Source organism: Gordonia rhizosphera NBRC 16068, assembly GCF_000298195.1.
Lineage (GTDB): Bacteria > Actinomycetota > Actinomycetes > Mycobacteriales > Mycobacteriaceae > Gordonia > Gordonia rhizosphera.
In genome coordinates this window covers 1-13,898 of sequence record NZ_BAHC01000125.1, presented here as the reverse complement: position 1 = coordinate 13,898, position 13,898 = coordinate 1, and the positions used below count along the sequence as shown (strand labels likewise).

At 67.9% G+C, this 13,898-nt stretch carries 12 protein-coding genes; 5 read left to right on the top strand and 7 right to left on the bottom strand.

The features are described from left to right. Nucleotides 1-29: 29 nt before the first annotated feature. From GORHZ_RS15195 to GORHZ_RS15180, 4 genes are read right to left on the bottom strand one after another with little or no spacing between them, the layout of a single operon-like run. Complete coding sequence (locus tag GORHZ_RS15195; RefSeq protein ID WP_006334394.1) at nt 30-914, bottom strand: carbohydrate ABC transporter permease; 885 nt, start codon at nt 912-914, stop codon at nt 30-32. A 3-nt stretch (nt 915-917) separates the two neighbouring features. Continuing rightward, the gene (locus GORHZ_RS15190; protein ID WP_006334393.1) at nt 918-1,958 is read right to left on the bottom strand and encodes a carbohydrate ABC transporter permease; all 1,041 of its coding nucleotides are present in this window, start codon (nt 1,956-1,958) and stop codon (nt 918-920) included. Nucleotides 1,959-1,968: 10 nt separating this feature from the next. After that, complete coding sequence (locus GORHZ_RS15185) at nt 1,969-3,240, bottom strand: ABC transporter substrate-binding protein (RefSeq protein ID WP_006334392.1); 1,272 nt, start codon at nt 3,238-3,240, stop codon at nt 1,969-1,971. 1 nt (nt 3,241) lies between these two features. Then, nucleotides 3,242-4,933, bottom strand: coding sequence for a glycoside hydrolase family 13 protein (locus tag GORHZ_RS15180; protein WP_006334391.1), 1,692 nt, complete (start codon nt 4,931-4,933; stop codon nt 3,242-3,244). A 225-nt stretch (nt 4,934-5,158) separates the two neighbouring features. On the opposite strand from GORHZ_RS15180, the gene GORHZ_RS15175 reads away from it, so the two are divergent. After that, nucleotides 5,159-6,169 carry a LacI family DNA-binding transcriptional regulator gene (locus GORHZ_RS15175; RefSeq protein WP_040532173.1) on the top strand — a complete coding sequence of 337 codons (1,011 nt, stop codon included), beginning with the start codon at nt 5,159-5,161 and terminating at the stop codon, nt 6,167-6,169. A gap of 64 nt (nt 6,170-6,233) precedes the next feature. Here GORHZ_RS15175 and GORHZ_RS15170 read toward each other — a convergent pair whose 3' ends face one another. Both GORHZ_RS15170 and GORHZ_RS15165 read right to left on the bottom strand, forming a co-directional pair. Further along, entirely contained in the window at nt 6,234-7,040 is an 807-nt protein-coding gene (locus GORHZ_RS15170) for a site-2 protease family protein (protein ID WP_169330673.1), read from the bottom strand. After that, entirely contained in the window at nt 7,037-7,669 is a 633-nt protein-coding gene (locus tag GORHZ_RS15165; RefSeq protein ID WP_006334387.1) for a hypothetical protein, read from the bottom strand. Before GORHZ_RS15165 ends, GORHZ_RS15170 begins: the two co-directional genes overlap by 4 nt. Nucleotides 7,670-7,747: 78 nt before the next feature. Here GORHZ_RS15165 and GORHZ_RS15160 point away from each other — a divergent pair, with 78 nt between their 5' ends. After that, nucleotides 7,748-9,034, top strand: a complete 1,287-nt coding sequence (locus GORHZ_RS15160) for an adenylosuccinate synthase (RefSeq protein ID WP_006334382.1) — start codon at nt 7,748-7,750, stop codon at nt 9,032-9,034. Between the two features lie 36 nt (nt 9,035-9,070). Next, entirely contained in the window at nt 9,071-10,615 is a 1,545-nt protein-coding gene (locus GORHZ_RS15155) for an adenylate/guanylate cyclase domain-containing protein (RefSeq protein ID WP_006334380.1), read from the top strand. Between the two features lie 3 nt (nt 10,616-10,618). Here the strand turns inward: GORHZ_RS15155 and GORHZ_RS15150 are convergent, their stop codons facing one another. Next, nucleotides 10,619-12,214, bottom strand: a complete 1,596-nt coding sequence (locus GORHZ_RS15150; protein WP_006334378.1) for a Na+/H+ antiporter — start codon at nt 12,212-12,214, stop codon at nt 10,619-10,621. A 60-nt stretch (nt 12,215-12,274) separates the two neighbouring features. On the opposite strand from GORHZ_RS15150, the gene GORHZ_RS15145 reads away from it, so the two are divergent. Both GORHZ_RS15145 and purT read left to right on the top strand, forming a co-directional pair. Continuing rightward, nucleotides 12,275-12,607 carry a UBP-type zinc finger domain-containing protein gene (locus GORHZ_RS15145; protein WP_006334376.1) on the top strand — a complete coding sequence of 111 codons (333 nt, stop codon included), beginning with the start codon at nt 12,275-12,277 and terminating at the stop codon, nt 12,605-12,607. Nucleotides 12,608-12,635: 28 nt separating this feature from the next. Beyond that, on the top strand, nt 12,636-13,898 hold a 1,263-nt coding region (purT, locus tag GORHZ_RS15140; RefSeq protein ID WP_006334375.1), incomplete at its 3' end, for a formate-dependent phosphoribosylglycinamide formyltransferase.

The following is a 13,898-nucleotide window of genomic DNA, read 5'->3' as shown; positions in this document are numbered from 1 at the left end:
CTGGTGGTCGGAATATGTTGTGGGAGTGATTACTTGACTCCGCCGGCGGTGAGCCCGGCGACGATGCGGCGTTGGAGTAGCAGGACCATGAGGATCAATGGGACGGTGACGATGGTGCCGGCCGCCATGATCGAACCGAACGGGTCCTCGTGTGGTTGCGAGCCGGCAAACGAGGCGATCGCGACGGTGGCCGGTTGGGTCTTCTCGTCGGCGAGCTGGCTGGCGATCAGGAATTCATTCCAGGCCGCGATGAAGGCGAGGATTGCGGTGGTCACCATGCCCGGTGCGGCCAACGGCAGCAACACGGTTCGGAACGCGCGCAGCCGGGAGGCGCCGTCGAGCCGGGCCGCTTCCTCGAGTTCCCAGGGCAGTTCGCGGAAGAACGTCGTGAGGGTGTAGATCGTCAACGGCAGCACGAAGGAGATATCGGGGATGATCAGTGCGGGGTAGGTGCCATACCAGCCGACGTTGGTGAACAGCTGGAACAGCGGCGTGAGCAGTGCGACACCGGGGAACATCGACGCCGCCAGGATGGCGCCCATCACCACGTTCTTGCCGCGGAAGTCCATGCGGGCCAACGCATAGGCCGTGAACACCCCGGCGATCAACGCGATCACGGTGGTGGCCGCGCCGATGATGACGCTGTTGATCATGGCGCGCGCGAAGTGATTCCCGCTCGCGGTGGAGAACACCCCGGTGAAGTTCGAGAAGGTCACATGAGTGGGCCACGGGGTGGTGTCGAAGATGTAGGCGGGATCGCGGAACGCGCTGACCACCATCCAGTAGACGGGGGCCAGACCCCAGACGACCACGAGGACGAGTCCCAGGTTGCTGCGGAGCGAGGTGAATCGAGCGGTGCGACGTTTGCGGGCTGCGCGGCCGGCGGCGACCGGGCTGACGGTGAGTGTGGCCATTGCTCAGGCCCCCTTTCGTTGCGCGTTCTGGGTTGCGACGACGTTGATGCTGAGCGTCTTCACCAGCAGCCAGGCGATGAGGAAGACGAGTCCGAAGGTGATGGTGGACAACGCGGATGCGCTGTTGAAGCCCTGGCGCATCTGGTCGACGACCAGAATGGACAGGGTGGTGGTGGAGCCGTCGCCGCCACCGGTCATGATGGCCGGCAGGTCGTACATCCGCAGCGCGTCGAGCGCACGGAACAACACCGCCACCACGATCGCGGGCTTGATCAAGGGCAAGGTGATGTAGCGGAACTGCTGCCAGCGCGACGCGCCGTCGACGCGGGCGGCCTCGTAGGTCTCGCGCGGGATCATCTGCAGACCGGCGAGGATCAGCAACGCGACGAAGGGCGTGGTCTTCCAGACATCGGCGATGACCACGGCGAATCGCGACGGCCACACCTCACTGGTCCACAGGATGTGGGTGCCCAGCAGTCGGTTGGCGATCCCGTCGTAGGCGAAGATATAGGCCCACAACTTCGCACTGACCGCGGTCGGGATCGCCCACGCGACCAGCACGCTGGTGCGGATGAGCGCTCGGCCCCGCATGGTGCGGTGCATGATGTTGGCGAACCAGAGACCCAGTCCCACCTCCAGCGTCACGGTCACCACGGCGAAGAAGAGCGTGACGAACACCGACACCCAGAAGAGTGATCCGAGTGTGCCTTCCGGGCAGGAGACCGTCTGGCCCGACGCGTCGGTGCACTGCTGCAGGATCCAGTGCTTGTAGTTGGCCAGCCCGACCCATCCCTGGCCGACGAACCGACCGATCGCGGTGTCGATCGTGGGATCGCCGCGGAACGACATGACGATCGCGCTGATGACGGGGTAACCGATGACGATGGCGAGCAGGATCGCGGTCGGCGCGATGAGCGCGGGAACCGCAAGGCTGCGCTTGCGTCGGCGCCGCGTCGGTATCGCGGGAGCGGTGTCGCCGCCGGCGACGTTCGGTGTGGGCGTCTCGTCGGACAGATGGGGAGGTGATTCGATTCGAGTGGTCATCGGATGTCTCCTAGGACTGGGCTGCGCCGATCGAGGCACTGATGTCGTGGGCGGCGGTGTCGACGTCCTTGGTGCCCTGCAGCAGCGAGTAGACGTTGCTCTGCACCGCGCGGGTGATGGCGGGGTAGTAGGGGCTCACCGGGCGCGGAACGGCATTCTGGATCGAGGTGAGAAGTGTTTCGAGATAAGGGAATTCGCTCTGCAGCGCGGGGTCGTGGTAGAGGGATGCGCGGACCGGGGCCAAGGAACCCACTTCCAGGAACGAGCGCTGCTGCTCGTCGGATGCCAGGAACTCCAGGAAGTCTCGTGCTGTCGCCTTGTGTTGGGAGAACACGTTGATGGCCGCGTTGTGGCCGCCGAGCGACGAGTTGCCGATACCGTCGTGGCCGGGCAAGGGGGCGATACCGAACTTGCCGGCCACCTCGGAGCCCTCCGCGCTCATCAGGCTGTACACATACGGCCAGTTCCGCATGAACAGCGCCTGTCCGGTCTGGAAGGCCTGGCGGGACTGCTCCTCCTGGAAGGTCAGCGCCGCGCGCGGGATGTTCCCGTCGGCGAAGGCTGCGGCCAGAGCTGCCAGTCCGGCCTTGGCCTTCGGTGAGTCGACGGTCGGGGTGACGCCGTCGTCGGCGACGATGGACCCGCCGGCACTGTTGATCGCCTCCGCCGCGTTCACCGTCAGGCCTTCGTACTGCGCGAACTGGCCTGCGTAGCAGCCGATGTGGTGCTCATGGGCGATGCTGCAGTCGCTCATCATCTCCGACCAGGTGGTCGGCGGGGCGGACACGAGATCCTTGCGATAGAACAGCATGCCGCCGTCGCTGGTGGTCGGCATCGCCCACAGCTGTCCGCCGTAGGACGCGCCGTGCACGGTCGCCGGGATGAGTCCCGAGGTGTCCACCCCCATCGAACCGGCCAGCTGCTGCAGCCATCCGCGCGCCGCGAACTCGGCCGTCCAGACCACGTCCACGGTGACCACGTCGTAGCCCGTGTCGCGGGCCTGGAAGTGCTGGACCAGATCCTGATGCTGCTGATCGGCCTGGTCGGTCTGCTCCTTGATGGTCACCTGTTCGCCGGGATGCGTCGTATTCCACCGGGCCACCAGAGGTGGGAGCACCCCGGAGTTGTCCTTGCCCTGCACAAAGGTGATCGGTCCGCGGCCGTCGAGATACTCGTGCTGGGAATCGACGGCGACCTGCAGACTGTTGTCCGCGCAGCCGACCACGGCGGCGGCGAGGCCAACTGTCGTCAGGAGCGCGGCCGCGATGCGTGGGATGCGCATGTCAGATGTCCTCCTCGACCAGCCACACGGTGGTATCGGGCGGGAGGATCTGGCCGGTGACCGTCGGGTCGGATGCGATCAGCATCCGAGTGCCCGCAGGTAGCACGATCTCGTGAGTTCCCGTGTTGACCCAGACCTGCATACGGCCGCGCCGGAACGCGAGCACCCCGTCGGAGTCGTCGATCCACTCGATCTCGTCGGCAGAGCCTTCCTCGACACCACCGAATACGGTGCGCCGCAGCGCCAGGGCTTCGCGGTACATCCACAGCGCGGAGTTCGGGTTGGCTTCCGCCGCGGCGACGGTCAACTCCGACCAGTCCTGCGGTTGCGGCAACCACGGGTCGACGGCCTCGTGCGACGAGAAACCGTAGGGCGGTGCGTCGCCGGAGAACGGGATGGGCACGCGGCATCCGTCCCGGCCCACGTCGGTGTAGCCGGACTGGGCCCACGTCGGGTCCTGACGGCGGTCGTGCGGGATCTCTTCGTGCTCGGCCAGCAGCAGTTCGTCCCCCTGGTAGAGATAGGCGGTGCCGGGCAGTGCGAGCTGCAGCAGCGCCGCGCCCCGGGCGCGCCGACGCCCCAGGGCGAGATCGGGTTGCTCGGCGGCCCACCGGGCTCGGTCCCATTCCGATTCGATCAGGTGATTCGGCTGCGAGCGTGCGTAGCGGGTCACCGCACGCACCACGTCATGATTGGACAACACCCACGTCGACGGTGCCCCGACGGCCCGGGCCTGGTCGAGTGAATCGTCGATGACCGCCCGCAGCTGGGCGGCACGCCACGGGGCGCGCAGGAAGTCGAACTGGAATGCGGTGTGCAGCTCGTCGGGGCGCAGGTAACGGGCGAGGCGCTCGTTGTCGGGGACCCAGGCCTCGGCGACGAACACCCGCGGCGGATCGAATTCGTCGGCCACCGACCGCCAGCGACGGTAGACGTCGTGCACCCCTTCCTGATCCCACGCCGGATGCGGTTTGGTGTGCTGGGTGCCCGGTGTGATCGCACCCGCGTCGGGCAGCGCCGGGTCCTTGACCAATCCGTGCGCGACGTCGATGCGGAACCCGTCAAGGCCGCGGGAGAACCAGAAGCGCAAGATGTCGTCGAATTCGGCTCGGACCGCTGGGTGTTCCCAGTTCAGATCGGGCTGTGCCGGGGCGAACAGGTGCAGATACCAGCTGCCGTCGTCGACCCGCGACCACGCCGGGCCGCCGAAGGCGCTGAGCCAGTCATTCGGAGGCTGCGCGCCGTCGACGCCGCGGCCCGGCCGGAAGATGAACTTCTCTCGCGCGCCGGGCTCGTCGCGCAGTGCGGCATGGAACCAGTCGTGATCTGCGGATACGTGATTGGGCACGATGTCGGCGATCACGCGGATGCCGACGCGGTGCGCCTCGTTGATGAGCTGCTCGGCCTCGGCGAGGTCGCCGAAGGACGGGTCGATCTGCCGGAAGTCGGCGACGTCGTAGCCGGCATCGATCATCGGTGAGCGGTACCAGGGGTTGATCCAGATGGCGTCCACACCGAGCTCGTGCAGGTGGCCCAGGCGGTTGCGGAGTCCGGTGAGATCGCCGACGCCGTCGCCGTTCCCGTCGGAGAAGCTGCGGATGTAGACCTGGTAGACGACCGCGGACCGCCACCAGTCGTGGTCGGTGATGTCGATGCCGTGCTCGGTTGCGGTGGGTACGGGACGACTCGTCATAGCTGCTCCTGAGTGATGGGCGTGGATGGCGGGTTGATGCGAAAGTCGCAAACGTTTTCGTGCAGATACTGTGTCGGCAGTCACACGCGGTGTCAAGTCGAAAAGTGAAATGTACTGCTTTAACTGGAATTACTTACCGATCCTCGCCGTCCAGCTCGCGACCGAAGGAGGTTTGAGGTGAGAGTGCGCAAATATTTGCGCAACGGGTGACTTAAGGTGAATGACGTGATTCCCAGGCAACAGGTGAACATGCACGACGTGGCGCAGCGGCTCGGCGTGTCGATCTCGACGGTCTCGCGCGCGCTGCGTGGCCAGCCGGGGGTGTCCGAGAAGATGCGTCAACGGGTGCTCGCCCAGGCCGAGGCGATGTCCTATGTCGTCTCGCCGGCTGCGTCGTCGCTCAGCGGTGGCGCGACCGGACGCGTGGGCGTGCTCGTGCCGCAAATCGATGTCTGGTTCTACTCGTCGGTCGTCGCCGGTATCGAGAGCCGACTGCGTGCCGAAGGCCTCGACGTACAGCTGTGCTGCCTACCGACCACGCGTGAGCGCTTCGACTTCTTCGAGCGACTGCCGTTGCGCCGCAAGGTTGATGCGCTGGTCGTCGCGAGCTTTCCGCTCGACGAGCGAGCCCGTACGCGCCTGGAGTCGATGGGGCTGCCCGTGGTCGTCGTGGAGGAGGAGGTCGAGGGTTTCCCGGGCGTGCGCATCGACGATCGGGTGGCCGCGACGATGGCCGTCGAACACCTGCTGCGCGCCGGCCATCGGCGCATCGCGATGATTCGGACCTCGGACCCCGAGGGCCGGGTCTGGGCCGCCGACATCGCCCGCCTCGACGGCTATCGCGCGGCGCTCTCCGCACACGGTGTCATTCCCGACGACGATCAGGTTATCAAGGTGCCGTGGGGTATCGAGGGCGGTGCGTCGGCGATGGAGGTGCTGCTGAGCCGGCCCGATCCGCCGACCGCGGTGTTCTGTTTCTCCGACGAGGTGGCCATCGGTGCGCTGCGCACGTTGCGGCGCGCCGGACTGTCCGTGCCGGCGGAGATGTCGGTCGTCGCCGTCGACGACCATCCGATGGCCGAGTTGATGGACCTCACCACGGTCCGTCAACCGGTCCACGAGATGGGCACCACCGCGGCGGAGCTCGTCCTGTCGATGTTGCGCGGTGAGGAACCGGAATCGGTAGTGCTTCCCACCCGGCTGGTGATCCGGCACAGCACGCGACGACTCGACTGAGCTCTCGTCCCGCACGTCTCGGCCGCCGACGCCCTGGGTGCGTGCCGGCGTCGGTCGCGAACCGCTATCGCCAGAAGATGAACAGATCCCAGCCGTAGGACGCCAACGCGCTCGGCACCCCGGACAACCCGAACAGCCAGTAGACGAAGTCGAAGAACGCACGGTTGAGGAACGGGATGAACAGCAAAGCGAACACGATCAGGAAGCCATACGGCGCGATCTTATTCATCGAGAAGCGGGTCTTGTCCGACAGATACGGTTCGATCGCGCCGTAGCCGTCGAAGCCTGGCATCGGGATGAGATTCAGCACCGCCGCGGTGATCTGCAGGAAGGCCAGCATCGACAGGGCGGCCCAGAGGTTGAGCAGATCGGCGGACACGACGAACGTCCCCGACGAGGCCGGCTGCGCGAACCGCACGACCGCGAGGATCACCCCGCCGATGACAATGTTGGTGACCGGCCCCGCCAACGACACGATGGTCCGTTGCGCGCGGGTGAATCCGGACTGGTTGACGTAGACCGCGCCGCCTGGGAAGCCGATGCCGCCCATCAGGATGATCAGCAGCGGTAACGCCAGCGACAGCCCTGGATGGGTATAGCGCAACGGGTTCAGCGTGAGGTAGCCGCGCAGTTCGGCGTTGCGGTCACCGAACCGGAATGCGGTCACCGCATGCGCGAACTCGTGCAGACACAGCGAGATCACCCAACCCGCCAGCACGAGCAGCAGCGTGCCGCCGACCGAGGCGGGGTTGCGACCCGGATCGGATCCCGCGCACAACCACCCGCCTGCGATGGCGGCGGCGACGAGCCCTCCGAACAGTGGCCCCGGTCGGATCGCGCGCACGATCTCCCGGGTGGTCGGTGCCGTCACGGGCACACCAGCTTCATATCCACATGATGCCTATAGAACGTGGATCGCTTCACGACCCGCGGTGTCAGCACGCCCTCGCGCTCCACCACGATGTTGGTGCCGCCGGTCTGCGCGGCCCGGCCGAGATGCCAGCGCGGCGCGATCAGCGGCCGCTCCAGACGGGCCCGCAGGCCCGGAGGTTCGGGCAGCGGCTCGATCTCGACCCCGCGGACCTCACCGTTGAACAGGCGGTCGTTGTCCACGTAGGTCTCCCCGTGCAGTTTCGCGTCGTCGGCGCCCCGATGCCGTGCCCGCCCGACGAGCACCGTGCCGGCGTCGTCGCGGATCAGCGGCAGGTCACGGGCGTGGCCCTCCTCGGCGAGTCGGCGGGCCGCCGCACCGTGCGGCAATCGGTAGATCCGAGTGGCCCGAGTCGGCGCCGGCGCGCAGTAGGCGACCTCCACGTCGAGACGGTCCATCGCCATCAAAACGGCCATGACCTGCGCGAAAAACGCGTCGGCGCCCTCGACGGCGGAGGGGAACACGATCAGCCGCGACACCTCGGGATCGGTCAGCGGAGCGGCGACCGCGGCCCGCACGGCCCGCTTGTCGGCGGTGGACTCGGACTCGACGATCGGCGCGAACGACACGCGGATAGCGTATCGACACGCCCGAGCGCGTAAGGTTGCCCTGTTGTTCGGCGAGCCGACTCGAAGGAGTAACCGACCATGGCCGCGATCGTGCTGATCGGTGCCCAATGGGGTGACGAGGGCAAAGGCAAGGCCACCGACCTACTCGGGGGCAAACTGCAGTGGGTGGTCCGCTACCAGGGCGGCAACAACGCAGGCCACACCGTCGTCCTGCCCAACGGCGAGACGTTCGCGCTGCACCTCATCCCGTCGGGCATCCTCACGCCCGGCGTGAACAACGTCATCGGCAACGGCGTCGTCGTCGACCCGGGGGTGCTGTTGACCGAACTCGGCGGTCTCGAGGACCGTGACGTCGACACCACGGGGCTGATGATCTCTGCCGACGCCCACCTGTTGATGCCGTATCACGTGGCCATCGACAAGGTCACCGAGCGATTCCTCGGCAACAAGAAGATCGGCACCACCGGCCGCGGCATCGGCCCCTGCTACCAGGACAAGATCGCCCGCGTGGGCGTGCGGGTGGCCGACGTGCTCGACGAGAAGATCCTGGCGCAGAAGGTCGAGGCGGCCCTCGAACTCAAGAACCAGGTCCTGGTGAAGATCTACAACCGCCGTGCGCTGGACCCCGCCCAGGTCGTCGACGAGGTGCTCACCCAGGCCGACGGCTTCCGCCACCGCATCGCCGACACCCGGCTGCTGCTCAACCAGGCGCTCGAACGCGGCGAGACCGTGCTGCTCGAGGGTTCGCAGGGCACTCTGCTCGACGTCGACCACGGCACCTACCCGTATGTCACGTCGTCGAACCCCACCGCCGGCGGTGCCGCTGTCGGCGCGGGGATCGGACCCAACCGGATCACCACCGTGCTCGGCATCCTGAAGGCCTACACGACCCGTGTCGGCTCGGGACCGTTCCCCACCGAACTGTTCGACGAGTGGGGCACCTACCTCGCCAAGACCGGCGGCGAGGTCGGCGTGACGACGGGCCGCGCGCGTCGCTGCGGCTGGTTCGACGCGGTCATCGCGCGGTATGCCACCCGCGTCAACGGCATCACCGACTACTTCCTCACCAAACTCGACGTGCTGTCGAGCCTCGAGCGCGTGCCGATCTGTGTCGCGTACGAGGTCGACGGCGAGCGGGTCGACGACATGCCGATGACCCAGACCGGTTTCCATCACGCGAAGCCGATCTACGAGGAGATGCCCGGCTGGTGGGAGGACATCTCCGGCTGTAAGACCTTCGACGATCTGCCCAAGAACGCACAGGACTACATCCTGCGTCTCGAGGAACTCTCCGGGGCGCACATCTCGTGCATCGGTGTGGGTCCGGGACGCGAGCAGACCATCGTGCGCCGCGAGATCGTCTAGCGCCTTCGCCTCCCACGGTCGTGAGAAGCTGACGACATGGGTGCGCACGGGGCGAGCCGCGACTACGGGTCGATCCTGCTCGGATCGGCGGCCGAGAGCCCGGTGCACCGCCGGATCCGCATCCAGGCCCTGCTGACCGCGAGCATCGTGCTGGCGAACCTGGTCGGCGCGGGTGTGGCGATTCTGCTTGCCGGAGTGGGGATTCCGGAGCCGTCGGTGTTTCAGTCGCGACTGTGGTGGGTGAACTACATCGCGGTGCCGGTCTACATCGCGGCCGCGTTCGTGATCGGGATCGTGCTCGGCACCCTCGTCGTGATCCGGGATCTGACGTGGTCCATCCAGGGACGCGCACCGACCGCCAAGGATGCGCGACGCACCCAACGCGCACCGTGGCGACTCGTCGTCATCCAGGCCGGCCTGTGGGCCGCGGCCACCGTCATCTTCACCACCATGTACGGCGTCATCGATCCGGCATTGATCCCCAAGACCTTCTTCGTGGTGACCCTCAGCGGCGTCGTGGTCGTGTCCCTGTCGTATTTGTTCATCGAATTCGCGCTGCGCCCGGTGATGGCCGAGGTGATCAGCGCCGGGTACCGCCGCCGCAAACGCAGCGGAATCCGCTCGCGGGCCATCGTCGCCTGGCTGGTCGGGTCGGCGGTCCCCATCGTCGGCATCCTGCTGGTGGTGCTGTTCGGCGTGTTCCGCGGCAAGACCTCGAAACTCGATCTGTTCGTCGGGGTGACCGTGCTGGCGATCATCGCGCTGGCGACCGGGTTGCTGCTCACCCTCCTGACCAGCGCGCGCGTCACCGGACCCCTCCGCAGCGTCCGGACCGCGATGGGGCGGGTGCAGGGCGGTGACACCGACGTCGACCTCGTCGTCTACGACGGCACCGAACTCGGCGACCTGCAGGTGGGGTTCAATGCCATGGTCACCGGGTTGCGTGAACGCGAACGGATGCACGACCTGTTCGGCCGGCACGTCGGGCGCCACGTCGCCGACGCCGCACTGCGGTCCGATCCGGAACTCGGCGGCACCGAACGCACCGTGGCGGTGGTGTTCGTGGACGTGATCGGGTCGACGACGTCGGCCGCGGGCCGGTCTCCGACCGAGGTCGTCGACGTCCTCAACCGCTTCTTCGCCGTGATCGTGCGGTCGGTGGAATCCCGTGGCGGACTTGTCAACAAGTTCGAGGGAGACGCGGTGCTCGCGATCTTCGGCGCGCCGATCGAGTTGGGTGACCCGGCCGGCGCGGCGCTGTCCGCGGCGCGGGAGATCGCGTCGGATCTCGTCGTCGAGGTGCCCGATCTGTCGGCCGGGATCGGGGTGGGCTACGGGCGGGTCGTCGCCGGAAACGTCGGCGCCATCGAACGATTCGAGTACACGGTGATCGGTGATCCGGTCAACGAGAGCGCCCGGTTGTCCGAGCTGGCCAAACGCGACCCGTGCCGGCCGCTGGCGTCGGGGCGGGCGATCGACGCCGCCGTCGGGGACGCCGGGGTGTGGGAACGGCAGGAGACCACGACGCTGCGGGGACGCGCCGAGGAGACCGTCGTCTACGCGGCGCGGATGGCCGACTGAGGATCATTCCGTCTCGCGGTTCATCTGCCCCTCGGCGAAGTCCAACTGGCGCAACGCGGTTCGCAGCACCTCGTCGCCGATGCGGCCGGCGTCGCGTTCGGCGATGAAGACCGAGCGTTGCAGTTGCAGCAGTTCCATCCGCATCCGGTTGCCGGCCGCGGTGGGGCTCTCGCCGATCACCTCTGGGCCACGACCGAGTTCCTCCCAGGCGACGTTGCGCTGGGTCTTCACCCATTTACGCAGCATCATCACCTGATGGCGCAGCGGGTCGTCGTCGGCGAGTCCGCCATTCATCTCGTCGAGGCGACGTTCGGATTCGCGGGAGGCGCGGTCCTGCGCCGCCGCGAAGGCGAGCCGGTCGCGGGCGGCATCGTCGGCGGTGATGTCGAGCTTCCGGATCACCCAGGGCAGGGTGGTGCCCTGGATGAGCAACGTGCCGACAACCACCACAAAGGTGAGGAACAGGATCTCCGCCCGGGCCGGGAACGGCCCGCCGTCGTCGGTGGTCAGCGGGATCGCGAAGGCGGCGGCCAGCGACACGACGCCGCGCATCCCGGCCCAGCCGACGACGAACACCGCCCGCCAGGACGGATACTGCTCACGGTCGCGGATCGTCGTCGAGAACACCCGCGGCAGATACGTCGCCGGATACACCCAGACGAAGCGGGCGAGGATGGTGGCCACGAGGATCACGAGAGCGTCCACCGTCACCTGGATCGCGGACTGCCCGGAGAGCCCGTCCAGCAGGAACGGCAACTGCAGGCCGATGAGCAGGAAGACGAAACCCTCCAGGAGTGCGTCGAGCGACCGGCGCACCGCCTCGTCCTGCAGCCGGGTGGCCCAGCGCAGTCGATCCGACCGCTGGCCGAGGAGCAGCCCGGCGACGACCACCGCGATGACGCCGGAGGCGTGCACCTCCTCGGCCACGTAGTACGTGCCGAACGGCACGATCATGCCGATCGCGGTCTCCACCGGGGGATCGGTCAGCCAGACCCGCAGCCACGAGACGGCGTAACCCACCGCCAGCCCGATCAGCAGACCGCCGACGGCGGCGACGGCGAAGGTGGACAGCCCCTCCCACACCGATGCGGTGGCCCCGACGGCCGCGGCCAACGCCACCCGAAACGCGGTGAGGGCGGTCGCGTCGTTGAGGAGGCTCTCGCCGCCCAGCAGCGTCATGATGCGGCGGGGCAGTCCCACGCGACGGCCGATGGCCTGCGCCGACACCGCGTCGGGCGGGGCCACCACGGCACCGAGCACCAGCGCCGCGGCCAGCGGCAAACCCGGGACGACCCAGTACGCGACCAGGCCGACGACGACGGTGGAGAACAGCGGCAGCCCGATGGCCAGCAGGCCGATGGCGCGGCGGTTCGCGCGGATGGCCTGATAGGAACTCTCCTGGGCCGCCGAATAGAGCAGGGGCGGAAGGATGAGGAACAGCACCAACTCGGGTTCGAGCTCAACCTCGGGTGTGCCGGGGATCCACCCGATGGCCAGCCCGACGACGACGAGGATCAGCGGTGCCGACAGGCCATACCGGCGGCACAGGGCGGCGACGATCAGGGCGACCACCGCCACGAGCAACAGCGACGCGCTCACCTGAGCAACCTATCCCGCCGGCGGTCGGCGCGTCGGCTCCCGACCCGGATAATGGCGGGCATGCGCATCTTCCGGCGGAACTCCGAAGATCGGCCCCGCAGCGGCGAGACGGTGAGTCGGTGTGCCGACCTGGCCATCTACGGCGCCGACGCCAACACCGACCCGGCACCGCGGTCGGGCGACCTCACGGCCTGCGAGGAGTGCACCCAACTCGGCGAACACCACTGGGCGCATCTGCGTATGTGCCTGTCCTGCGGCCATGTCGGCTGCTGCGATTCCAGTCCGCGCCGGCACGCGACCGCGCACTTCGAGGAGACCGGCCATCCTGTGATGCGGTCGGTCGAGCCGGGTGAGGTGTGGCGCTGGTGCTACGTGCATCAGGTGATGGGGTGAGGGTCGCAAACGCACGTAGGATTTGCTCATGACGTCCGACAGCAGCGACAACGCTTCCGCGGAATCGGTGCCGGCCGACGTGCAGGCCGCGCCGGCGCCCGACGAAGAGGTGGCGACGGAAACCGAGAAGATCACCCGCGCCCCCGACGATGCGCCGCCCCGGCCGGTCATCGGCCCACCGGCGGTCATCGGCACACCGCTGACCCCGACGGCGACCCGCGTGATGGTGCTGGGCGCCGGCGAACTCGGCAAAGAGGTCGTCATCGCCTTCCAGCGCCTCGGTGTGGAGGTCGTCGCCGTCGACCGCTATCCCGACGCCCCCGGCCACCAGGTCGCCCATCATGCCGAGGTCATCGACATGACCGACGCCGACGCGGTGACCTCGCTCATCGAACGCTATCGGCCGCACTACGTGGTCCCCGAGATCGAGGCGATCGCGACCGAGGCCCTCGTCGCGGTCGAGAAGCGCGGCCTCGCCGAGGTCATCCCGACCGCGCGCGCGGTCGTCGCGACGATGGATCGTGAAGGTATCCGCCGGCTTGCCGACGAGGAGCTGGGCTTGCCGACCTCGCCGTACCTGTTCGCGTCGTCGCGCGACGAACTCGAGGCGGCCGCGGCCGAGATCGGGTTCCCGTGTGTGGTGAAACCGGTGATGTCGTCGTCGGGCAAGGGCCAGACGGTGCTGCGCGCGCCGTCGGACATCGGCACCGCGTGGCAGACGGCGACGACCGGGGCGCGGGTCGCCGGCGAGCGGGTCATCGTCGAGGGCTTCGTCGAGTTCGACTACGAGATCACCCTGCTCACGGTCCGTGCGATCGACCCGGCGACCGGGCGGCTGACCTCGCATTTCTGCGCGCCGATCGGCCATCGGCAGGTCGACGGCGACTATGTGGAGAGTTGGCAGCCGCAGGAGATGTCCGCCGACGCCCTCGGTGCGGCGACCTCTATCGCGGCGCGGATCGCGACCGCTCTCGGCGACGGAAAGCTTGCCGGTCGAGGGGTTTTCGGCGTGGAGTTGTTCATCAAGGGCGACGACGTCTACTTCTCCGAGGTCAGCCCCCGCCCGCACGACACCGGGTTGGTCACCCTCGCCAGCCAGCGGCTGTCGGAGTTCGAGATGCACGCCCGTGCCATTCTGGGGTTGCCCGTCGACGTGACCCTCGCCTCGCCGGGGGCCTCGTCGGTCATCTACGGCCGCCTCGACCAACCGGCCATCGGCTTCGAGAATGTCGCGCGGGCGCTGGCCGTCCCGGAAACCGACATCCGGCTGTTCGGCAAACCGCAGAGCTTC

What these genes read in the sequence shown, in the direction of transcription:
- GORHZ_RS15195 (WP_006334394.1), bottom strand. Translation starts at nt 914, where the DNA reads ATGGCCACACTCACCGTCAGCCCGGTCGCCGCCGGCCGCGCAGCCCGC.
- GORHZ_RS15190 (WP_006334393.1), bottom strand. Translation starts at nt 1,958, where the DNA reads ATGACCACTCGAATCGAATCACCTCCCCATCTGTCCGACGAGACGCCC.
- GORHZ_RS15145 (WP_006334376.1), top strand. Translation starts at nt 12,275, where the DNA reads ATGCGCATCTTCCGGCGGAACTCCGAAGATCGGCCCCGCAGCGGCGAG.
- GORHZ_RS15155 (WP_006334380.1), top strand. Translation starts at nt 9,071, where the DNA reads ATGGGTGCGCACGGGGCGAGCCGCGACTACGGGTCGATCCTGCTCGGA.
- GORHZ_RS15180 (WP_006334391.1), bottom strand. Translation starts at nt 4,933, where the DNA reads ATGACGAGTCGTCCCGTACCCACCGCAACCGAGCACGGCATCGACATC.
- GORHZ_RS15160 (WP_006334382.1), top strand. Translation starts at nt 7,748, where the DNA reads ATGGCCGCGATCGTGCTGATCGGTGCCCAATGGGGTGACGAGGGCAAA.
- GORHZ_RS15185 (WP_006334392.1), bottom strand. Translation starts at nt 3,240, where the DNA reads ATGCGCATCCCACGCATCGCGGCCGCGCTCCTGACGACAGTTGGCCTC.